The sequence below is a fragment of the Streptomyces pseudovenezuelae genome (genome assembly GCF_001513955.1).
GTDB classification, from domain to species: Bacteria; Actinomycetota; Actinomycetes; order Streptomycetales; family Streptomycetaceae; genus Streptomyces; species Streptomyces pseudovenezuelae.
Window position 1 is genome coordinate 206,732 of record NZ_KQ948144.1, and the last position, 19,954, is coordinate 226,685.

General features: G+C 69.9%; 18 protein-coding genes and 2 tRNA genes. 8 read left to right on the forward strand and 12 right to left on the reverse strand.

The window, feature by feature from the left end; genetic code table 11:
• Positions 1–64: 64 nt before the first annotated feature.
• The 3 genes from glxA to AQI94_RS00920 all read right to left on the reverse strand — a co-directional run bounded on the left by glxA (position 65) and on the right by AQI94_RS00920 (position 4,834).
• Entirely contained in the window at positions 65–2,002 is a 1,938-nt protein-coding gene (glxA, locus tag AQI94_RS00910; protein WP_031049547.1) for a radical copper oxidase GlxA, read from the reverse strand.
• The gene (locus AQI94_RS00915; RefSeq protein ID WP_031049551.1) at positions 1,999–3,987 is read right to left on the reverse strand and encodes a glycosyltransferase family 2 protein; all 1,989 of its coding nucleotides are present in this window, start codon (positions 3,985–3,987) and stop codon (positions 1,999–2,001) included. Before AQI94_RS00915 ends, glxA begins: the two co-directional genes overlap by 4 nt.
• 773 nt (positions 3,988–4,760) lie before the next feature.
• Positions 4,761–4,834: transfer RNA gene (locus tag AQI94_RS00920), tRNA-Lys, on the reverse strand.
• Positions 4,835–4,987: 153 nt separating this feature from the next.
• Between AQI94_RS00920 and AQI94_RS00925 the strand changes: the two genes are divergently transcribed.
• The 5 genes from AQI94_RS00925 to AQI94_RS00945 all read left to right on the forward strand — a co-directional run bounded on the left by AQI94_RS00925 (position 4,988) and on the right by AQI94_RS00945 (position 10,379).
• On the forward strand, positions 4,988–6,295 hold the full coding sequence (locus tag AQI94_RS00925; protein ID WP_031053944.1) for a peptidoglycan-binding protein: 1,308 nt from the start codon (positions 4,988–4,990) through the stop codon (positions 6,293–6,295).
• 40 nt (positions 6,296–6,335) lie between these two features.
• Positions 6,336–7,445, forward strand: a complete 1,110-nt coding sequence (locus AQI94_RS00930; RefSeq protein WP_062229527.1) for an SPFH domain-containing protein — start codon at positions 6,336–6,338, stop codon at positions 7,443–7,445.
• 96 nt (positions 7,446–7,541) lie between these two features.
• Complete coding sequence (locus AQI94_RS00935; protein WP_031053116.1) at positions 7,542–8,147, forward strand: lytic polysaccharide monooxygenase auxiliary activity family 9 protein; 606 nt, start codon at positions 7,542–7,544, stop codon at positions 8,145–8,147.
• A gap of 77 nt (positions 8,148–8,224) precedes the next feature.
• Positions 8,225–8,686: a hypothetical protein gene (locus AQI94_RS00940; RefSeq protein ID WP_031053119.1), complete on the forward strand. Its 462-nt coding sequence runs from the start codon at positions 8,225–8,227 to the stop codon at positions 8,684–8,686.
• A gap of 40 nt (positions 8,687–8,726) precedes the next feature.
• Positions 8,727–10,379 carry a long-chain-fatty-acid--CoA ligase gene (locus AQI94_RS00945; protein WP_062229528.1) on the forward strand — a complete coding sequence of 551 codons (1,653 nt, stop codon included), beginning with the start codon at positions 8,727–8,729 and terminating at the stop codon, positions 10,377–10,379.
• Positions 10,380–10,614: 235 nt separating this feature from the next.
• On the opposite strand, the gene AQI94_RS00950 is transcribed toward AQI94_RS00945, so the two are convergent.
• The 6 genes from AQI94_RS00950 to ehuB all read right to left on the reverse strand — a co-directional run bounded on the left by AQI94_RS00950 (position 10,615) and on the right by ehuB (position 14,865).
• Positions 10,615–10,688 (reverse strand) — tRNA-Lys (locus AQI94_RS00950).
• 162 nt (positions 10,689–10,850) lie between these two features.
• On the reverse strand, positions 10,851–11,609 hold the full coding sequence (locus AQI94_RS00955; RefSeq protein ID WP_031051902.1) for an IclR family transcriptional regulator: 759 nt from the start codon (positions 11,607–11,609) through the stop codon (positions 10,851–10,853).
• A 221-nt stretch (positions 11,610–11,830) separates the two neighbouring features.
• Positions 11,831–12,607: an ectoine/hydroxyectoine ABC transporter ATP-binding protein EhuA gene (ehuA, locus tag AQI94_RS00960; RefSeq protein WP_031051904.1), complete on the reverse strand. Its 777-nt coding sequence runs from the start codon at positions 12,605–12,607 to the stop codon at positions 11,831–11,833.
• Positions 12,608–12,617: 10 nt separating this feature from the next.
• The gene (gene ehuD / locus AQI94_RS00965) at positions 12,618–13,268 is read right to left on the reverse strand and encodes an ectoine/hydroxyectoine ABC transporter permease subunit EhuD (RefSeq protein ID WP_031051905.1); all 651 of its coding nucleotides are present in this window, start codon (positions 13,266–13,268) and stop codon (positions 12,618–12,620) included.
• Positions 13,268–13,963: an ectoine/hydroxyectoine ABC transporter permease subunit EhuC gene (ehuC, locus tag AQI94_RS00970; RefSeq protein WP_031051910.1), complete on the reverse strand. Its 696-nt coding sequence runs from the start codon at positions 13,961–13,963 to the stop codon at positions 13,268–13,270. Before ehuC ends, ehuD begins: the two co-directional genes overlap by 1 nt.
• Positions 13,960–14,865: an ectoine/hydroxyectoine ABC transporter substrate-binding protein EhuB gene (gene ehuB / locus AQI94_RS00975; protein WP_031051912.1), complete on the reverse strand. Its 906-nt coding sequence runs from the start codon at positions 14,863–14,865 to the stop codon at positions 13,960–13,962. The genes ehuC and ehuB overlap by 4 nt, the downstream gene beginning before the upstream one ends.
• A gap of 97 nt (positions 14,866–14,962) precedes the next feature.
• Here ehuB and AQI94_RS00980 point away from each other — a divergent pair, with 97 nt between their 5' ends.
• A complete protein-coding gene (locus AQI94_RS00980; RefSeq protein ID WP_031051914.1) occupies positions 14,963–15,457 on the forward strand; it encodes a DUF3830 family protein in 495 nt (164 codons plus the stop codon).
• Positions 15,458–15,460: 3 nt separating this feature from the next.
• On the opposite strand, the gene AQI94_RS00985 is transcribed toward AQI94_RS00980, so the two are convergent.
• Together AQI94_RS00985 and AQI94_RS00990 are read right to left on the reverse strand one after the other, a co-directional pair.
• Positions 15,461–16,873, reverse strand: coding sequence for an amidase (locus AQI94_RS00985; protein ID WP_062229529.1), 1,413 nt, complete (start codon positions 16,871–16,873; stop codon positions 15,461–15,463).
• A 20-nt stretch (positions 16,874–16,893) separates the two neighbouring features.
• The gene (locus AQI94_RS00990; RefSeq protein WP_031050343.1) at positions 16,894–17,841 is read right to left on the reverse strand and encodes a D-2-hydroxyacid dehydrogenase; all 948 of its coding nucleotides are present in this window, start codon (positions 17,839–17,841) and stop codon (positions 16,894–16,896) included.
• A gap of 196 nt (positions 17,842–18,037) precedes the next feature.
• Between AQI94_RS00990 and AQI94_RS00995 the strand changes: the two genes are divergently transcribed.
• Both AQI94_RS00995 and AQI94_RS01000 read left to right on the forward strand, forming a co-directional pair.
• A complete protein-coding gene (locus tag AQI94_RS00995) occupies positions 18,038–18,862 on the forward strand; it encodes a maleate cis-trans isomerase family protein (protein WP_031050340.1) in 825 nt (274 codons plus the stop codon).
• Entirely contained in the window at positions 18,859–19,590 is a 732-nt protein-coding gene (locus AQI94_RS01000) for a maleate cis-trans isomerase family protein (RefSeq protein ID WP_031050337.1), read from the forward strand. Before AQI94_RS00995 ends, AQI94_RS01000 begins: the two co-directional genes overlap by 4 nt.
• Positions 19,591–19,663: 73 nt before the next feature.
• On the opposite strand, the gene AQI94_RS01005 is transcribed toward AQI94_RS01000, so the two are convergent.
• Positions 19,664–19,930 carry a hypothetical protein gene (locus AQI94_RS01005; RefSeq protein ID WP_031050333.1) on the reverse strand — a complete coding sequence of 89 codons (267 nt, stop codon included), beginning with the start codon at positions 19,928–19,930 and terminating at the stop codon, positions 19,664–19,666.
• Between the last annotated feature and the right edge of the window lie 24 nt (positions 19,931–19,954).

The window sequence follows — 19,954 nt, forward strand, 5'->3', positions numbered from 1 at the left end:
GGGTGCGGGGAACCGCGCGACAAGCCGCAGCGCTCCCGCACCCGAAGGGCGACCTGCGGGAGCGCTACGGCACCCGAACCCACTGAGCCTTGCTCGGCGTCCCCTGGTCGTCGTCGACGAACAGCATGTACCACCCCGACTGCACCAGGTTCTTGTTCTCCGGCACGGTCACCTTCACCTTGTCCCCGGACACCGTGAACTTCAGCTCGACGGACCGCTGATCCACATCGGTCACATGAGTCGACGCACTGGGCCGGATCAAGCGCACCTTCTTGATCACGGAAGCCTGCGGAGAGGTGAACGTCCCCGAGGCCCCCCGGGCGATCGTCTGCGGCCCCCCGGACAGCGAGGGCCGGGAGTCCCGGTACAGGTAGGGCGGCGTGTAGATCTCGATCCGCTGCTCGAAGACACCCGGCTTGGTGTTCGCCTTGTCCCCGTACAACGAGTCCGACCCGAAGAACATCACCCGCCCGTCCGGCAGCAGCAGCGACCCGGAGTGGTAGTTGCGCCCCACCAGCGGATCGGCCACCGACTCGAAGGTGTTGGTGTCCGGGTGGTACAGCCGGGCCTGATGGATGTTGGAGTCACCGCGCCCGCGATAGTCCTCCGACCCGCCGGACACCAGCACGGTGTCGTCGGGAAGGATCGACGCCTGCGGATACCGCGTCCCCTTCTCCAGCGTCGGCCCGTCCACGAACTTCGGGCTGTCCGCCTTCATGTCCACGATCCGCGTCCGGTTGCTGGACAGCTTGGACTCGCCGACCCCGCCGCCCCCGATCACCATGAACTTCTCGTCCTGCGCCGGAGGCAGTAGCACGGTCCCGGAGGTCTCCATCCTGTCGGCGTCGCTGAGCCCCGGGATCTTGGTGAACTTGTTGGTGTCCACGTCCCAGATCCCCGGCACCCGCCCGACGTTGTCCGGCCCGTACCCCGCGTTCGACCCCGAGTAGAAGACCTTGCCGTTCTGCATGAGGAACAGCGCGGGATACGTCGGGAACTGGCGGACCTTCGAGAGGTACGTCCACTTCCTGGTCTTCGGGTCGAAGACCTCGTTCTTGCCGGGGACCAGCTGCCCGATGTCGTCGAGCCCGGAGACGCTGAGGATCTTCCCGTCGCTCAGGGTCGTGAGCGTCGGATACCAGCGGGCCTCCTTCATCGGGTCGACCTTGATGTACTTCTCGGCCACCGGATCGAACTCGAAGGCGTCCCGGATCCCCTGGAAGTCCTTCTTGTCGAGCGCGAGCTTCTGCGCGATGCCGTAGGTGTTGCGCGCGTCCGTCCCGGTCAGACCCTGGATCCGGTAGTTGTCCTGCGTACCGGTCTCGTACTTGGCGCCGCTCTTCTGCGCCTCGACGTAGATCCGCCCGAGCCCGGGGTTGTTGCGCAGGAACTTCCCGGTCGTCTTGTCGAAGACCTTCGTGGCCCGCTCCACGACGACCGGGTCCTTGGACACGAACGTCCTGCCGTTCTCCTTGCCGGTGAACTTGGTGCCCGCCGGCAGGGTGATCGGACGGTCCGGGTTCTCGTTGTGGACGATCATCAGGCCGCCGGCCTTGGTGACGTCACCCTTGAGCTTCTCGTACCGCTTGGTGCCGCCGGCGATCAGCAGATTGCCGTTCGCGAGCTGGGTGTGCCCGGTGCAGAACAGGTCGCTCGGGGTCGGCACCTTCTTGATGGTGCCCTTGACCGGGTCCCAGATCCTGGTGTCGAACCTCTTCGCGTCGAAGTTGTCCTGGTTGTTGCCGGAGCCCGCCACCAACAGCACCTTCCCGGTGCGCAGCAGCGCCGCGTGGATGGTGTTCTGCCGGTACTTCTCGGGGAAGTCGACGATCTCCCACTTGCCGTTCTCGGCTTTGTACTCGGGCTTGTCGATCTTGTACTGGTGGTATTTCGCCGTCCCGAAGCGGTACAGCCACGGGCCGTTCATCCCGGCCAGCGCGAGCACCACCGCCGTACCGATCGCGAGTCGACGGGCGCGGCGGCGGCCTGCACGGTCGTTCATTCCTTACGTCCCCCAAGTCCACCGAGGGCGATCTGCATCGTCTGGTCGTTGCCCTCGTCGTGCGTGTGCGAGTCCGCCCAGCTCGGCTTCCGGGCCGGAGCGTGCGGGGCGGCGGGCTGCGGCTGGTACGGCGTCCGCGCCGAGGTCTGGGCCGGGACCTGAGCCGGAACCACGGCCTCGGGCGGTGCGCCGGCCGGCTTCTTGCGTGCCTGTCGCAGCATGTGCCGCCAGGTGAAGATCGGTGTCGCGGTGATCATCATGGCGAAGGTCGCCCAGATGATCATCGCGGGGTGCGAGTGCCCCAGGGCGACACCGGCACCGATCGAGCCACCGAAGATCGCGATGAAGTACCAGTGGTAGCGGAAGGTCGCGAACCACCGGTCAGGGCTCGCGGAGTCGCCCTTGGGCGTGACCACGAACTTGCTCTTGCGCCGCAGCAGCGAGTCGACCAGGGCCTTCGCGTACAGCGGGGCGGACAGCGCCGACATCACCATGCCCGCGACACCGCCGGAGCCCTCGGGCTCGTGCGGGGAGACGTTGTGGCGGCGGTTCCAGATGTACAGGCCGATCTGGAGCGCGGAGGCGTTGCCGTAGAGCATCAGCCACACGGTCGGGTCGATGTTCACACCCGAGGCGCCCAGGCCCAGGAACAGCGCGCAACTCAGGGCCGCGAGGATCCAGTTGAGGGCGGACATCGGGTAGAAGATGATCATCATCGTGTAGTTGAAGAGCTTGCTCGGCGGCAGCGAGTACCAGCCCTTCCAGTACTGCTTGAGGATCGTCTCGTACGTCCCGCGCGACCAGCGCATCTGCTGGGTGAAGAAGTCGGTCCAGGCGCTGGGCCCTTCGCCGACGGCGAGGACGTCCGGCGTGTAGACCGAGCGCCATTTCCGCCCCGTGGCCGGGTTCTTGTGGCGGTGGATCTCGAAACCGGTCGCCATGTCCTCGGTGATCGAGTCGTACAGGCCGCCGATCTGCTTCAGCGCACTGATGCGTACGGCGTTGGAGGTGCCCACGAACATCGGGGCGCCGTACTTGTTGCCGGCGCGCTGGATCAGCGCGTGGAAGAGGAACTGCTGGGACTCGGCGGCCTTGGTGACGAAGTTGTCGTAGTTGCCGTAGACCTGCGGGCCGATCACGAAGCCGATGTCCGGGTCGCGGAAGAAACCGAGCATCCGCTCCAGGTAGTTGGGCAGCGGCACGTGGTCGGTGTCCACGGAGGCGAAGAAGTCGTACTGGTCGCCGTGCGCGTCCAGCCAGGCGTTGTAGTTGCCGTGCTTGGTCCTGGCGCGGTGCGGGCCCTTGGGCTGGTTCCACTTCTCGATGCCCTTGCGGGAGAAGTGGTGCACACCGAGCCGGGCGCAGACCTCCTTGACCGCCGGGTCGTCGCCCTCGTCCAGGAGCCAGACGTGCATGAGGCCGCGGTGGCGGATCCGCACCGCGGCTTCCAGGGTCTTCGTCACCATCTCCAGCGGCTCCTTGCCGGGCACGAAGGAGGTGAGGAAGGCCACTCTGGTGCCGGTCTCGGGCACCACCGGGATCGGGTCGCGGGCGACCAGGGTGGCGTGCGCGTTGGACAGGACGTTCATGCAGCGGAAGAACTCGATCAGGCCGATCGAGACGAGCATGACGATGTCCAGGGCCGGCAGCCACGAGAAGGCCGGGTAGTCGCGCTCGGTCCAGTGCTCGGGCTGGAGCAGCCAGGCCAGCAGGACCAGCGAGAGCAGCGGGGCCGCGGCGAGCATCAGGGCGACCCGGATGCGGTGCGGCTCCTGCGAGATCAGCGAGCGGTACTGCACCTTGTAGGGCTGGCCCGGGTCGGGCTGCGTGAGGGGACCGGCCAGTCTGCTGTAGTGCTCGTAGTCGTACTTCGGAAGTGTCTTCTTTATCCGGCGCAGTGTGCCGGTCCGATGTGCAGGCAGCCTGAGCTGAGTGGTGTCGGACGGGTCGAAGTTCTGCCGGGCGCCCGTCGGCGTCGACGTCATGAGTCATCCCCCCACACGCGAAAGCACCGCGTGTTGTCGTTTCCTTACGTCCGGTCCGGTCCCCCTCGACCTTCACAGACGTATCAGTGGTGGGCCGCAGTCACCACAATCTTCACAGCATTAGACAGGTAACAGCGACCTTCCGGTTGCAGACGCCCCCCTCGGCATCCTCCGAAGCGGGGCCCCTTTCCCCGCAACTCCGGCAACCGGCTCCATGCCCCCCAACTGCCGCGTATACGCAGCATCTTGAAAACCAGGGTTCTACGGTGCTCATCATGATCGCAAGATGCGAAACACGGTGTTTACCGGTCATACGCGTTCATTGTGGCTCCTGTGGGGGCCTTGTGGAGTGGTTGCGGACATCCGTACGTCCGCCGGCTCGGCCTGGTTCACGCCCCGTCACGCAGGAAGCGGTTCCGGCGTGGTGAACCACTGGGCTCCATGACGAAGGCCCCCCGTTTTCACGGAGGGCCTTCGGTGTCTGTGCGCCGCCAGGGACTCGAACCCCGGACCCGCTGATGCTGTGTCTTCCCGGGGGCAACCCCCGGACCCCCGGCCGCTTGGGTGTGCTGGACCGCTGGGCTCCATGACGAAGGCCCCCCGTTTTCGCGGAGGGCCTTCGGTGTCTGTGCGCCGCCAGGGACTCGAACCCCGGACCCGCTGATGCTGTGTCTTCCCGGGGGCAACCCCCGGACCCCCGGCCGCTTCGGCGTGGGGACCGCTGGGCTCCATGACGAAGGCCCCCCGTTTTCACGGAGGGCCTTCGGTGTCTGTGCGCCGCCAGGGACTCGAACCCCGGACCCGCTGATTAAGAGTCAGCTGCTCTAACCAACTGAGCTAGCGGCGCCTGCTGACCTGCACAACTCTACCCGACGCGGGAGGGTGCTCCGGATCGCCGTACATCATTCGGACCGTCAGCATGCGCGTCCGGGCGACAGTTGAGAAACTGACGAATGTGCACAGTTGCGGACATTTCTATCTGGAGTGTGAGGGGCGTCGCATGGAGACTCCGGTATTCGAGGACATCGATCCCGCGAGCGACTGCGACTGCCCCGGATGCGTCCACTGGCGGCGCGTCCTGCCCCGCTCGACCGGCGGTCACCCCGCCGCCACCCGGGCCGTGATCCTCGCCGCCGCGGCCTCCACCGCCTTCGGCGCGGTCCACACGGCCCCGGCCTTCGCCGCCGCCCACGCCCCGGCCCGGCCGGGCGTTCCCGCGGTCGACGAGCCCGACACCCCTCAGGGTCACAAGGCCCCGCTGCACGGCCCCGGAGGCACATCGACGGGCGTCAGGACGCCGACCACCACCCGCGCCGAGATCATCCGGCGGGCCAAGCAATGGGTCGCCGCGAAGGTGCCGTACAGCATGTCCGCCTACTGGGACGACGGCTACCGGCAGGACTGCTCGGGCTTCGTGTCCATGGCCTGGAACCTGCCGGGCAACGAGTGGACCGGCAGCCTGGGCCAGTACGGGATCAGGATCGCCAAGGACGACCTCCAGCCCGGCGACATCCTGCTCTTCCACAACCCGGCCAACCCCGAGCAGGGCTCGCACGTCGTCATCTTCGGCGGCTGGACGGACTACACACGCACCTACTACCTCGCCTACGAGGAGACCCGCCCGTACGCCCGCAGGCAGGCCACCCCGTACGCCTACTGGAGCAACTCGGACCGTTACGTGGCCTACCGGTACAAGGGGCTCGCGGGCCCGGCGGCGGGAGCCGAGCCGGACACCGCCAAGCCGGAGTCGCCGGAGGTGACGCCCTACCCGGGGGCCGCCTACTTCGGTCCCGGGGCCGACAACAAGTACGTCACCCAGCTCGGCCGCATGCTCGTGGAGCGCGGCGCCGGGCGCTACTACACCTCCGGTCCCGGCCCCCGCTGGACGGACGCGGACCGCAGGGCCACCCAGGCGTTCCAGCAGGCGCAGGGCTGGCAGGGCGAGGACGCGGACGGGCTGCCCGGGGCGCAGACCTGGACGCTGCTGGCGACCGGCAAGGGCAAGGACATCCCCGCGGCAGGCGGTCAGACCGGGGCGGCGGGCCCGTCGGCGCCCTCCTCGCACGGCATCCCCGGCTACCCCGGGCGCGCGATGTTCCGGCCCGGCGCGACCAACAAGTACGTCACCCAGCTCGGCAGGCAGCTGGTGCAGAAAGGGTTCGGCAAGTACTACACGACCGGGCCGGGTCCGCGCTGGGGCGAGCCGGACCGGCGGGGCGTCGAGGCGTTCCAGCGCGCCCAGGGCTGGCGGGGCGGCGCGGCCGACGGCTACCCCGGGCCGGAGACCTGGCGGCGGCTCTTCTCGTAACCACCTGTGGTGACATCTGGCGCGGAGGCTGGAGACACGCATGACTACGACCACTTCACCCACACCGGAGTCCGAGGGGCATGCCCGCCCCGCCCGGCTCATCCAGAACGAGGCGACCACCGAGATCCCCGTCCATCTGCTCTTCCGTGACGACCCGGACCCGGTGTCGGTACCGCTCAGGCCCGCGGTGGTGGCCCGTCGGCAGGGCACCGGCGAACAGCCCCGGCTGCGCAGGCCCGACCAGGTCGCCCCGCGCCTCGCCCCCGACGTCGACCCCGAGCTGGCCGAGCGTCCGGCCCGGGTGCTGCCGGGCTCGGTGGGCGTGCTCGCCGGCACCTGCGGGGTGGCCGGGTGCGCGGTCACCTCGTGGTGGGCCGGCCTGCTGCCGCGGCTCGCACTGGAGGCGCTCAGGGTCCCGGCGGTCGCGGGGGCGGGCCTCGGCCCGGCGCAGTGGGCGGCGTACGCCGGAGCCGGTGCCCTCGGCCTGGTCGGCTTCGGCGGACTGGCCCGCGGCCGGACCGGCCGGGCCTGGGTGCTCGGACTGTTCGGCCGTTACCGGGGGACCGTCCGCCGCACCGGCCTGATGTGGGTCAACCCGCTGCTGCTGCGCCGCCGGGTCGACGTGCGGCTGCGGCACTGGCGTGGCGAGCCGATGCCGGCCGCCGACGCGAGCGGGGTCGCGCTGCGGGTCGTCGTCCTCGTGGTGTGGCGGGTGCGGGACACCGCGCGGGCCACGCTCGGCGTCGACGACCACGAGACCTACCTGCGCGAGTGCGTCGAGGCCGCGCTCGCCCGGGTCCCCGTGGAGGCGCCGGGCTCCGGCCGCGGTTCGGTCGACGCGGCGGGGGAGGCGCTGACCCGGCTGGTGGCCGCGGAGACCGCGCCGGTCGGTGTCGAGGTGTTCTCGGTCCAGCCGCTGCGTGTCGAGTACGCCCCCGAGGTCGCCGCCGCGATGCACCGCCGCCGGATCGCCGCGCTGGACGCCCAGCACCGGTCCACCATGCTCACCTCGGTCGTGGACTCGGTGGAGGACACGGTGACCCGGCTGACCATGCGGGGCCTGGTGGAGCTGGACGACTACGAACGCAAGGCGCTGGTGAAGGACTTGACGGTGGCGTTCTGCGCGGGCCGCGGCGAACAAGGGGCGTAGTTGGTATGGACATGGTCAACGCTCAGCAATAATCTGGGACTTGGTCTAGACCTGCAAGCTCACTGAACTTCCCCCACGTTCTCCAGGAGCGGCAGCATGCGCAAAAAGACCAAGTGGTACGCCGCCGTGGTGGGCCTCGTCACCACCGGCGCCGTCGTCCTCTCCTCCGGCGGCGCCAGCAGCCACGGCTACACCGACCTCCCCATCAGCAGGCAGAAGCTCTGCCAGAACGGCACGGTGGCGAACTGCGGCTCGATCCAGTGGGAGCCGCAGAGCGTCGAGGGTCCGAAGGGCTTCCCGGCCTCCGGCCCCGCCGACGGGCAGATATGCAACGCGGGCCTGAGTCAGTTCAGCCAGCTCAGCGCGCCCAGGACCCCCTCGGGCACGGCCTGGCCGGCGACCAAGGTGACGGGCGGCCAGAGCTACACCTTCCGCTGGCAGTTCACCGCCATGCACGCCACGACCGACTTCAAGTACTACGTCACCAAGGCGGGCTGGAACCAGAACCACAACCTGGCCCGCTCCGACCTCAACCTCACCCCGTTCCTGACCGTCCCCTACAACGGCCAGCGACCCCCCTCCACCCTCTCGCACAGCGGCACCCTGCCGTCCGGGCTCAGCGGACGGCATGTGATCGTCGCGGTGTGGACGATCGCCGACACGGCGAACGCGTTCTACGCCTGCTCGGACGTCACGTTCTGAGCATCGCTTGAGACAGTCCAGGCGTCCCCCGGGGTAGGTTCCCCACACGATCAGTACCTGACCTCGGGGGATGCGTCATGGATGTCTTTTTCTACCTCGCTCCAAGCCTGATCATGGCCGTGGCGCTCCTCGGCGCCTGGCTCGTGGTGCGGCGCTGGCTCAGGATGCGCAGTGCCTGGAACAGCGGGCTGACGGCCTGGGGGCGGTGTCTGCGGGTGTACACGACGACGCACGGCGGCGGTGACACCCGGGTGCGCACGAGGCTGCACCACGTGTACGAGTTCACGACCCAGGACGGCCGGGTCGTCCGGTTCGAGGAGGACGGCGGGCCCGGGACGACCGTCGAGGGAGACAGCGTCACCGTCCACTACGCCGCAGGCCAGGACGTCGTGGCCACGGCGCACCCGCGCGGTAGCGCCAGGTACGCGGCGGCCGCCTTCGTCATGCTCGCGTTCCTCGGCGTGATCGTGCTGTTCTGCGTCGGCTTCATGGTCACCTTCGCCACGATGTCCTCGGGCTCGAACGCGGCAGGCTTCTGAGGCTCCACATCTGACGGACCGTCAACTACCCTGCGCCCCCATGGACTCCAGGAGGCGTACGGTCGCGGAGCTCGTCGCCGGCCGGTGGGGCGACCACCGGCCCGGACTGTGGTTCGAGGGGCGGGTGCTCACCCACCACGAGGTGGCGGCGGGCGCCGCCGTCCGGGCGGCGCTGCTCGCCGACCTGCTGCCGGGCCCCGGGGCCCATATCGGTGTGCTGCTCGACAACACCCCCGAATACCCGCTGTGGCTGAGCGCGGCCGCCCTCGCCCGTACCGCCGTCGCGGGCATCAACCCCACCCGCCGGGGCCCCGAGCTCGCCCGCGACATCCTGCACACCGAGTGCCGTCTGCTGGTCACCGAACCGTCCCGGCTCCCCCTCCTGCGCGGCCTCGACCTCCCCGGCGTCCGCCTGCTGGTCACCGGCACCGAGGAGTACGACACCCTGCTCGCGCCCTACGCCGGCGCCGAACCCGACGCCTCCCGTGCCGCGCCCGAGGACCGGCTGCTCCTCTACTTCACCTCCGGCTCGACCGGTGCCCCCAAGGCCGCGCTCTGCTCCCAGGGCAGGCTGGCCGCCGCCGGGCGCTCGCTGGCCGAACAGTTCCGGCTCGGCCCGGACGGGGTGCACTACGTCTGCATGCCGATGTTCCACGGCAACGCGGTGATCGCCGACTGGGCGCCCGCGCTGGCCACCGGGGCGGGCATCGCGCTCAGGCGGCGGTTCTCGGCCTCGGGGTTCCTGGCGGACGTGCGCGCGTACGGGGCGACGTACTTCACCTATGTCGGCCGGGCGATCCAGTACGTCCTGGCCACCGAGGCGCGCGAGGACGACCGGGACAACCCGCTGCGGCTGGGCTTCGGCACCGAGGCGGGGGCCGTGGACGCGGCGGCCTTCGAGCGGCGGTTCGGGGTGCGGCTCGTCGAGGGGTACGGGTCCTCCGAGGGCGGCGCGGCGATCCAGTGGGCGCCGGGGACTCCGCGGGGCGCGGTCGGGCGGGCGGGTCCCGGGCTCGTCGTACTCGATCAGGAGACGGGTCAGGAGTGTCCGCCCGCGCGGTTCGACGCGGCCGGGCGGCTGCTGAACGGGGACGAGGCCATAGGTGAGCTGGTGAACCGGGCCCCGAACCCCTTCGAGGGGTACTGGCGCAATCCCGAGGCGGAGGCCGAGCGCCGCCGGGGAGGCTGGTACTGGACCGGAGACCTGTTCTACCGGGACGCCGACGGATACCTCTACTTCGCGGGCCGCACCGACGACCGGCTTCGCGTCGACAGCGAGAACCTGGCCGCCGCGATGATCGAGAACATCCTCGCGCGCTACGAGGGGGCGGTGGCCGTCGCCGTGTACGCGGTGCCCGATCCGGTGACCGGGGATCAGGTGATGGCGACGCTCGCCGGCACCTTCGACCCGCGGGCCTTCGCGGACTTCCTCGCCGCCCAGCCCGATCTCGGCACGAAGATGGCGCCGCGGTTCGTGCGGGTGGTGGAGCGGATGCCGGTGACGGCCACGAACAAGATCCACCGGGCGCGGCTGCGGAAGGAGGGGCTGGCGTGCGCCGACCCGGTGTGGTGGCGGCCACCGGGCGAGCCGACGTACCGCAGACTGCGTGCGGGAAACGCCGAAGGGCCCCTCGCTCCCACGAGAGGCCCTTCACCGGTGCGCCGCCAGGGACTCGAACCCCGGACCCGCTGATGCGGTGTCTTCTGGGGGTAACCCCCAGACCCCCAGCCGACATCTCGGCGTGCGGGAAACGCCGAAGGGCCCCTCGCTCCCACGAGAGGCCCTTACCGGTGCGCCGCCAGGGACTCGAACCCCGGACCCGCTGATGCGGTGTCTTCTGGGGGGTAACCCCCAGACCCCCAGCCGACATCTCGGCGTGCGGGAAACGCCGAAGGGCCCCTCGCTCCCACGAGAGGCCCTTCACCGGTGCGCCGCCAGGGACTCGAACCCCGGACCCGCTGATTAAGAGTCAGCTGCTCTAACCAACTGAGCTAGCGGCGCATGACTCTCGCCCTCCGCCTTCGGCGGCTGGCGACAGAGAAAATACTACCCGGTCGGAAGGGGTGCTTCTGACCACGCTGGAGTCGACCCACCCAGGGGCGCGGGGAACTGCGCGACCAGCCCCCACGGCCCGCGGTCGAACCACGACCTTCCGCACCGCTCCTAGATCGCCAGGGACAGCAGTACCGGCGCCGCCCCCCTGTTCAGGCGGTCCGTCGCCCGGCGCAGGCGGTGGGCCTGGTCGACCGGCAGGGACAGCGCGAGGCAGCCCACCAGCGAACCCGCGGTGATCGGTACCGCCGCGCACACCGTGCCCACCGCGTACTCCTGGAGGTCGAGGTGGGGGACCGTCGGCGGCTGGGCGTCCAGGCGGGAGAGCAGCAGCTTGTCGTTGGTGATGGTCCGCGAGGTGAGGCGGGTCATGCGGTGCCGGGAGAGGTGGTCGCGGCGGCCGTTGTGGTCGAGCTGGCTGAGCAGGCTCTTGCCGAGCGCGGTGGCGTGGGCGGAGGAGCGGAAGTCCACCCACTCGTGGACCGCCGGGGTCGCGGGACCGTCGGCGTACTGGTCGATGGTGACCTCACCGTCGACGTACCGGCTGATGTAGACGGCCGCGCCGATCGAGTCGCGCAGCTCGTCGAGGGTGCGCTGGAGCTGGTCGCGCAGGGCCTCGTCACGGTCGTGCACCGAGGTGAGCCTGGTCAGGGCGTCCCCCGTCACATACGCGCCGTCGGCGACCTGCTCGACGTACCCCTCGCGGCGCAGCATCCTCAGGAGCGTGGTCAGTCGCTCCGGGTCGAGGCCGGTGGTACGGGCGAGTTCTGTGTCGGTGACTCCGGCGGTGTGCCGTGCCACGGTCTCCAGGACGCGCAGCGCGTCCTGAGCCGAGTGGTACGGCGCGGTCGGCTCGTGCTTCAGCGCCACGGTGTTCCCCCTGCGCTCGCTCGGTCGCACTACTACTGGGCCGTAATCCAGACAGCGATCCCCTCCACGATAACCGGCAAAAGGCTTGTAGTGAGCGGCTGTTGACGAGATTCCGTCCCCGGGCCAGGCCCTCTCAGCAGGGGCGTCGACACGGTGGCATATGCCAAGGGCATGACCCGGGTCCGGGACCTCGAAGGTTGAACGCTGTTCACTTCTCGCCGTCAGAGAACCGCGCTGAGAAATTCTCGCGTGCGGTCCTGCGCGGGGTCGCTGAAGATCTTCTCCGGCGGGCCCGACTCGATGATGCGGCCCGAGTCGAACATCAGGACCTGGTCGGAGATGTCCCGGGCGAAGTTCATCTCGTGGGTCACGCAGAGCATGGTGATGTCGGTGGTGCGGGCGATGTCCCGCAGCACGTCGAGGACGCCGGCGACCAGCTCCGGGTCGAGCGCCGAGGTCACCTCGTCGAGCAGCAGCACCCGCGGCCGCATGGCAAGCGCCCGGGCGATCGCGACCCGCTGCTGCTGCCCGCCGGAGAGCTGGGTCGGCCGGGCGCCTGCCTTGTCGGCGAGCCCCACCAGGTCGAGCAGCTCACGCGCGCGTGCCTCCGCCTCGTCCTTGGACATGCCGAGGACGGTGACGGGCGCCTCGGTGATGTTCCTGAGGACCGACATGTTCGGGAACAGGTTGAACTGCTGGAAGACCATCCCGATCTTCTTGCGGACCTCGCGCAGCTGCTTCTCCGGAGCCGGGAACAGCTTCTCGCCGTCCACGGTGACCGTGCCCTCGTCGGGCTTGGTCAGGGTCATCAGCATCCGCAGGATCGTGGTCTTGCCGGACCCGGAGGGGCCGATCAGCGTCACGTGCTTGCCGGAGTCGACCGAGAAGTTCAGCCGGTCCAGGACCGTGTTGGACCCGAAGCGCTTGGTCACGTCCTCGAAGCGGATCAGCTCGCTGCCGTCCACCGGCGGGTTGGTGTTCGCGTCGGGGTCCTTCATGAGGGGAGTGTCAGCGGACAAGACGTCGCTCCAGGGATCGCAGAAGAAGGGAGGCCAGATAGGAGATGACGATGAAGGCCACGCCGATCACGGTCAGCGGCTCGGTGAACTGGAAGTGCTCCTGGGCGAACAGCCGCGCCTGGCCGAGCATCTCCAGGACCGTGATGACCATCAGCATCGGGGTGTCCTTGAGCATCGAGATCACGTAGTTGCCGAGGGCCGGCACGACCCGGCGGATCGCCTGCGGCAGGATCACCACCTGCCAGGTGCGCACCCGCGGCAGGTTCAGCGCCGTCGCCGCCTCCCACTGGCCGGGCGGCACCGCCTCGATGCCGGCCCGGTAGACCTGCATCGTGTACGTCGAGTAGTGCAGGCCGATCCCGATGACACCGGTGGCCAGCGCCGAGAGGGTCACGCCCCACTCGGGCAGCACGTAGAAGAGGAAGAACAGCTGGACCAGCAGCGGGGTGTTGCGCACGAACTCCGTGACCACCCCGACCGGCCAGCGCACGAACCGCGAGGGGGCGCGCATCAGCAGCGCCCACACCAGCCCGAGGACGAAAGAGATCAGCGAGCCGAGCGCGAGGGCCTGCAGGGTGACCAGCAGACCGTCCCAGAACTGCGGCATGAAGTCGCCCACGGCGCTCCAGTCCCACTCCATCAGACACCACCTCCGACCGGCTCGGGCACCTTCACCTCACGGGTGGGCTCCTTGCCGACCCCCGCCTTCAGCTTCTTCTCCAGGCCCCGCATCAGCCGGGTGAGCAGGAAGGCGATCACGAAGTAGATGAGCAGCAGATACGTGTAGATCCCGGCGCTCTCCTGGAGCGCGAGCCGTACCAGGTTGCCGCTGAACGCCAGGTCGCCCATGCCCATCACGGACACCAGCGCGGTGCCCTTGAGCAGCTCGACCAGCAGGTTGGAGAACGGCGGGATCATCTCCGGCACCGCCTGCGGCAGCAGGATCAGCCGCATCCGCTGCCAGGGCGTGAAGCTCAGCGCGATCCCGCCCTCCTGCTGGGCCGGGTCGACCGCCTTGAGCGCTCCGCGCACGATCTCGGAGCCGTACGCCCCGTAGGTCAGGCCGAGGGCGAGGGTGCCCGCCCACATCGGGACCAGCTGCCAGCCGAAGGCCGGGGGCAGCACGAAGAACACCCAGAAGATCATCACCAGCGCGGAGGTGCCGCGGAACACCTCGGTGTAGAAGCCCGCGAGGAAGCGGACGATCCACAGCCGGTGGGTGCGCAGCACGCCGACCACGAAGGAGACCGCGGCGGCGAGGATCGCGCTGAAGAACAGCAGCTGGACGGTGGTCCAGATGCCCTTGAACACCAGTTCCCAGAGTCCGGAGGTCATCCGCCGCAGAGCTCCTTCGCGGTCAGGTCCGTCATCTCGGCCTGCGTGAACCCGAAGGGCTTGAGGACCCGGAGCAGTTCCCCGCTCTCCTTCAGCTTCCGCAGCTCGGCGTTGAAGGCGTCCCGCAGGTTCGTCTCGGTACGGCGGAACGCGAAGGCCCCGCCGTCGGTGTGCGGCTTGCCGCCCACGATCGGGGTGAAGGCCTTCGTCGCCTCCGCCTTGGCCGACTTCTTCACCACCTCACGGGTGGTGAGCGCGGTCCCGGCGAACACGTCGACGCGTCCCGCCTCCACCGCGTTCAGCCCCGCGACCTGGTCCGGAACGATCAGGATGTCGCTCTCCTTGTATCCCGCCTCGACCGCGTACCCGATCTCCGCATAGCCGGTACCGGTGGCGAACTTCGCCTTCTTCGCGACGACGTCCTTGTAGTTGTGAAGACCTTTGGGATTTCCCTTGCGCACGATGAAGGAATCGAGCATCTGATAGTCGGGATCTGCGAAGATCACCTGTTCGCAGCGTTCCGGGGTGACATACATCCCGGCCGCCACGACATCGAACTGCTGTGAATTCAGTCCGGGAATGAGCGAGCCGAACTCGGTGGGCACGGGCTGCACCCGGTCCACGCCCAGCCGCTTGAATATGACCTTCGCGAGTTCTGGTGCCTCGCCGGTCAGGTCGCCGTTCTTGTCGATGTACCCGAAGGGGATCTCACCTGCGATTCCCAGCCGTACGACGCCTGCCGCTCTGAGCCGGTCGAGCAGTTCACCGCCTCCTGAGGTGGAGGCGGTGGCCACACGTGAGCAGCCGGCCGCGCCCAGCGCGCCGAGCGCCGCTACCCCCGCGAGCAGCGACCGGCGGGTGGTCCCGGATATGTGTTCGCCGTGTTCCAGTGGTGGAGCCATGGCGGCGCGGCTACCCGACCGGATGCGACTTATGCGGATCGATTCGCGCCCCTTTTTCCACCGAGGCCCTCTTGACCGGCGGGGGACCATGGAGTGCATGGCTGACCGCTACATCGAAGTCTCGCTGGTCAAGCGCGGGATCACCGCCAGGGCAAAGCTTCTCGACGACCGGGCACCGATCACGTGTGCGGCCGTATGGGACGCCCTCCCGCTCGCCGGTGACGTCTATCACGCAAAGTACGCACGCAACGAGATCTACGCCCTTTTCCCGCCTTTCGCGGAAAAGGAGCCACCTCTGGAAAATCCGACAGTTACCCCGATTCCCGGAGATCTCTGCTACTTCTCCTTCGCGGGCACGGAACTCGGCACGAAGTCCTACGGCTACGACCGCGAGGTCCGCGCGGGCACGACGGTGGTCGACCTGGCCCTGTTCTACGAGCGCAACAACCTGCTCCTGAACGCCGACGTGGGCTGGGTGCCGGGCATCGTCTGGGGCCAGGTGGTGGAGGGCCTGGACGCCCTCGCCGAGGGCTGCAACGACCTCTGGCGGGCAGGCGCCCTCGGCGAAAACCTCCGCTTCAGCCGGGCCTAGCCCTCACCTCGCGTAGGCCGCGGCGGGCAGCCTGATGCCCGCCGCCTCCGCCTCGTACAGGGCGTGGGCCGCCCGCAGCACCAGGTCGTCCCGGTGCCGGGCCGCCACGATCTGGAGTCCGACCGGCAGCCCGTCGGCGTCCACGCCGACGGGCACGCTCGCCGCCGGCTGCTGGGTCATGTTGAAGGGGTACGTGAACGGCGTCCACCCCGTCCAGCGGTGCTGGCCCGAGCCCTTCGGCACCTCCGTGCCCGCCTCGAACGCGGTGATCGGCAGGGCCGGGGTGACCAGCAGGTCGTAGGAGTCGTGGAACCGGCCCATCCGGCGCCCGAGTTCCATCCGGACGTCCACCGCCGCCAGGTAGTCCAGCGCGCTCATGCGGGCCCCGAGGCCGCAGATCTCCCGGAGCCCCGGGTCCAGCGCCTCCCGCTGGTGCGGCCCGAGATGCTGGGTCACCCGGGCCGCCCCGCTGAACCACAGGGTGTGGAAGGCGTCCACGGGATCGGTGAGGTCGGGGTCGGTCTCGGTGACGTACGCGCCGAGCCCGGCCAGGCGTTCCACGGCACGGCGGACCGCGGCGGCGACCGCCGGCTGTACGGCCACCTGGCCGCCGAGGGACGGTGAGTAGGCGACCCGCAGCCCGCGCACCCCGCCCGACAGGGTCGCCGTGCACGGGCCGGCCGCGGGGCCCAGCGCCGACCAGTCACGGGAGTCCGGCGCGCCGATGACGTCGAGCAGCAGCGCCGCGTCGGCCGCGTCCCGGGTCATCGGGCCGACGTGGGCGAGGGTGCCGAAGGCGCTCGCAGGGTAGAGCGGCACCCGCCCGTAGGTCGGCTTCAGGGCGAAGATCCCGCAGAACGCGGCCGGGATCCGGACGCTGCCCCCGCCGTCCGTGCCGAGCGCGAGCGGCCCCGCGCCGAGCGCCACGGCCGCCGCGGCGCCCCCGCTGGAGCCGCCCGCGGTGCGCGTCGGGTCGTGGGGATTGCGGGTCACGCCCGACAGCGGTGAGTCCGTGACGCCCTTCCAGCCGAACTCCGGCGTGGTCGTCTTGCCGAGGAACACGGCGCCCTGCTCGCGCAGCCTGGCGACGGAGGGCGCGTCCTCGTCCCAGGTGCCGGTCTCCGAGATCGTCCTGGAGCCCTTCAGGGTCGGGGCGCCCCGCATGAGCAGGATGTCCTTCACCGTGACCGGGACGCCGTCCACCGCGCCGCACGGCTCCCCACGCCGCCAGCGGTCGGCCGACGCACGGGCCTGCGCCAGGGCCTCCTCGCCGGTCAGGCGCACGAAGGCGTTCACCTCCGGCTGGATCCGTTCGGCCCGGTCGAGAGTCGCCCGGGTGGCCTCCACGGGGCTGAACTCGCCCTTGCGGTAGCCCTCGACGAGTTGTACGGCGGTCAGTTCGGTGAGGTCCCGCATGTGTGCCCCTCCGTCGACGTTCAGTGCCCTGGTACGTACCCGCGTTCCTTGTCGACCACGTTCGGCAGTGCTCTGCCCGCTTCCCAGCGGTCGTACAACTCCACGAACTGCGTGCCGAGTTCATCGCGCCAGCCGATCGTGTCACCGCTCATGTGCGGGGACACGATCAGACCCGGGACCCCCCACAGGGGGCTCTCCGGCGGCAGGGGTTCGGTGTCGAACACGTCGAGGGCGGCCCCGGCGATCCACCGCTTGGACACCGCCTCCACCAGGGCCTGCTCGACGACCAGTTGGCCCCGTCCGATGTTGATGAACCGGGCGGAGGGCTGCATCATCCCGAAGCGCCGGGCGTCGAACATGCCGTGCGTGTCCGCGGTGAGCGGGGCGGCCGCGATCACCCAGTCCGCGCGGGCCATCAGCCGGTCGAGGTCGTCGGGGCCGTGGATCCCGGTGCGGGGACGGCGGCCGACCAGGGCGGTCGTGATGCCCAGCGCCTTGAGCGTGCTCACGATCGCCCGGCCGATGGGCCCGGAACCGACCACGCACGCACGGGTGCCGGCCACCCGCTGGGACTCCCGGTGCCGCCACACACCCTCGCGTTGCAGCTCCAGGGTCCGGGGCAGGTCCTTGGCCATCGTCAGGACCAGCGCGGCGACGTACTCGGCGATCGGCTGGTCGAAGACCCCGCGGGCGTTGGTCACCACCGTGTCGGAGACGGCGAGTTCGGGGCACATCAGGTGGTCCACGCCCGCACTCGCCGTGTGCACCCAGCGCGGCCGCGGGCCCTCGCCCGGCCAGGCGTCCCGTACCGCGGTCGAGGTGAAGTCCCAGACCAGCAGCACATCGGCGGACGGCAGTCGCTCGGCGAGCGTGGCCTCGTCCGCGTGCTCGATCCGGGCCCGGCCGGTGAGCCGTCCGAGCCGGGGCGGGGGGTCGGCGTCAAGGACCAGAAGGGTGGGGACGGGCATCGAGCCACCGTTTCTACGGATTATCGCGGAGCGGCCGGGCGTCTGACGTGGGCGGGAACGCCGACGGCAACCCCGGTGTGACGTGAGCGTGACATGGGCGGATTGACCACGCTCGCACCCGAACCTACCTTCGTCAACACGGGCGTTGCGTACGTTCCGCTGTCCCCCCGTCTCTCACCGTGAGGCCGGTCTCGCCATGGACGTTTCCTTTCTGGGTGGTCCGCGCCCTCAGCGCGGTGTCGGTGTCGTCGCCCCCTTCGACTTCGCGCTGGATCGCGAGCTGTGGCGCTGGGTCCCCGACGAGATCTCGCTCCATCTGACCCGCACCCCGTACGTTCCCGTCGAGGTCAGCCTCGACCTGGCCCGGCTCGTGAGTGAGCACGAGACCCTGCACGACGCCGTGCGCACCCTCAACGCCATCGCCCCCGAGGTCGTCGCCTACGCCTGCACCTCCGGCAGCTTCGTCGGCGGGATCGCGGGGGAGCGGGCCATGTGCGCGGCCATGACCAGGGCGGGCGCGGTCCCCTCCCTGACCACCTCCGGCGCGCTCCTGGACGCCCTCGCCGAGCTGGACGTCACCCGGGTCGCCCTGGTGACGCCGTACACGGTCTCGGTGACCACGGCCCTTGAGGAGTACGTCGCCGAGGCGGGCGTCTCGGTCACCGGGTGCGCCTACATGGGCCTGACCCGGCACATCTGGAAGGTGCCCTACCGGCAGGTCTCCGAGATGGCCCACAAGGCCGTACGGGCCGACGCCCAGGCGCTGTTCATCAGCTGCACCAACCTGCCGACGTACGACGTCATCCCGCAACTGGAGGCGGAACTGCGGATACCGGTGATCTCGGCCAACCAGGTGACGATGTGGGCGGCGTTGCGCCGACTGGGTACCCGAGCCGTGGGACCGTACCAGGCGCTGATCGACCCGGCGGCGAGGTCCGGTCCCGTGCGCCCGGAGATTCCGGGTCTGCCGGAAGTCCGGGAACTGCCGGACGGAGAACAGCAGCAGGAAGGCTGGACATGACCGCACTCGGATTCCTCTACCCGGGACATTCCGCCGAGGACGACTACCCGCGCATCGAACAGCTCCTGGGCAGCGACATCCGCCTGGACGTGGTCCACACCGACATCGGCACGGACGCCCACCGCGTGGACGCCCTCCTGGAGATGGGCTCACCCGAGCGGCTCGCCGCGGGCGTCGAGGAACTGCACATGTCGGGCGCCGAGTCCGTCGTCTGGGCCTGCACCAGTGGCAGCTTCGTGCGCGGCTGGGAAGGCGCCCAGGAGCAGGTGCGCACCCTGGCCCGCACGGCCGGTATGCCCGCCTCCTCGACCTCCTTCGCCTTCGTGCGCGCGGCGAAGGAGATCGGGGCCGGGCGGGTGGCGGTCGCGGCGACCTACCCGGACGACGTGGCGGCCCTGTTCGCCGAGTTCCTGCGGGCCGGCGGGGTCGAGGTCGGCCAGGTCCGCGGCGCCGGGATCATCACCGCCGTGGAGGTCGGCACCTGGGGCGAGGAGGAGATCTTCGCGCTGGCCCGGGAGGCCGACTCGCCGGACGCCGAGGCGCTGCTCCTCCCGGACACGGCCCTCCACACCGCCACCCACATCCCGGCCCTGGAGAAGGAGCTCGGCAAGCCGGTCCTCACCGCGAACCAGGTCACCGTCTGGGAGGCCCTGAGGCTGACGGACCGCCGGGTGAACGCTCCGGCGATGGGGGCGCTGTTCACGCGGGAGCCGATCGTCCAGGTGTGACACCCACCGGTGCGGGGACTCACCGCCGGCGGTCCCGTCCTGGACGGCCCGGCGGTGAGGCCCGCGGTGTCCTTCAGAGGTGAGTCCGCCCCCGGCGCCGGATGCCGACGATCCGCATCGTCAGGCCGATGGTGAGCAGGGCGAGGGCCACCACGCTGTACGCCCACGAGCCCGTGCCGCGTACGGCGTCGACGGTGGCCAGGATCATCCACAGGGCGGCGATGACACTCAGGGCGGTCCAGGCGATGTCGGCAATACGGATGGACAGCTGGGCGCGCTGCCTGGTGCCGGGTTCGAGCGGTCCGAGCTCCGACGGCCGCGACGTGTTCTCCTGCGTCATGGGCGATCCCTCCGGTCCGTGAGG

Bases quoted from the DNA above. Each gene is read 5' to 3' on its own strand.
- glxA (WP_031049547.1), bottom strand. From the start codon at position 2,002: ATGAACGACCGTGCAGGCCGCCGCCGCGCCCGTCGACTCGCGATCGGT.
- AQI94_RS00915 (WP_031049551.1), bottom strand. From the start codon at position 3,987: ATGACGTCGACGCCGACGGGCGCCCGGCAGAACTTCGACCCGTCCGAC.
- AQI94_RS00925 (WP_031053944.1), top strand. From the start codon at position 4,988: ATGGAGACTCCGGTATTCGAGGACATCGATCCCGCGAGCGACTGCGAC.
- AQI94_RS00930 (WP_062229527.1), top strand. From the start codon at position 6,336: ATGACTACGACCACTTCACCCACACCGGAGTCCGAGGGGCATGCCCGC.
- AQI94_RS00935 (WP_031053116.1), top strand. From the start codon at position 7,542: ATGCGCAAAAAGACCAAGTGGTACGCCGCCGTGGTGGGCCTCGTCACC.
- AQI94_RS00940 (WP_031053119.1), top strand. From the start codon at position 8,225: ATGGATGTCTTTTTCTACCTCGCTCCAAGCCTGATCATGGCCGTGGCG.
- AQI94_RS00945 (WP_062229528.1), top strand. From the start codon at position 8,727: ATGGACTCCAGGAGGCGTACGGTCGCGGAGCTCGTCGCCGGCCGGTGG.
- ehuA (WP_031051904.1), bottom strand. From the start codon at position 12,607: ATGAAGGACCCCGACGCGAACACCAACCCGCCGGTGGACGGCAGCGAG.
- ehuD (WP_031051905.1), bottom strand. From the start codon at position 13,268: ATGGAGTGGGACTGGAGCGCCGTGGGCGACTTCATGCCGCAGTTCTGG.
- ehuC (WP_031051910.1), bottom strand. From the start codon at position 13,963: ATGACCTCCGGACTCTGGGAACTGGTGTTCAAGGGCATCTGGACCACC.
- ehuB (WP_031051912.1), bottom strand. From the start codon at position 14,865: ATGGCTCCACCACTGGAACACGGCGAACACATATCCGGGACCACCCGC.
- AQI94_RS00980 (WP_031051914.1), top strand. From the start codon at position 14,963: ATGGCTGACCGCTACATCGAAGTCTCGCTGGTCAAGCGCGGGATCACC.
- AQI94_RS00985 (WP_062229529.1), bottom strand. From the start codon at position 16,873: ATGCGGGACCTCACCGAACTGACCGCCGTACAACTCGTCGAGGGCTAC.
- AQI94_RS00990 (WP_031050343.1), bottom strand. From the start codon at position 17,841: ATGCCCGTCCCCACCCTTCTGGTCCTTGACGCCGACCCCCCGCCCCGG.
- AQI94_RS00995 (WP_031050340.1), top strand. From the start codon at position 18,038: ATGGACGTTTCCTTTCTGGGTGGTCCGCGCCCTCAGCGCGGTGTCGGT.
- AQI94_RS01000 (WP_031050337.1), top strand. From the start codon at position 18,859: ATGACCGCACTCGGATTCCTCTACCCGGGACATTCCGCCGAGGACGAC.
- AQI94_RS01005 (WP_031050333.1), bottom strand. From the start codon at position 19,930: ATGACGCAGGAGAACACGTCGCGGCCGTCGGAGCTCGGACCGCTCGAA.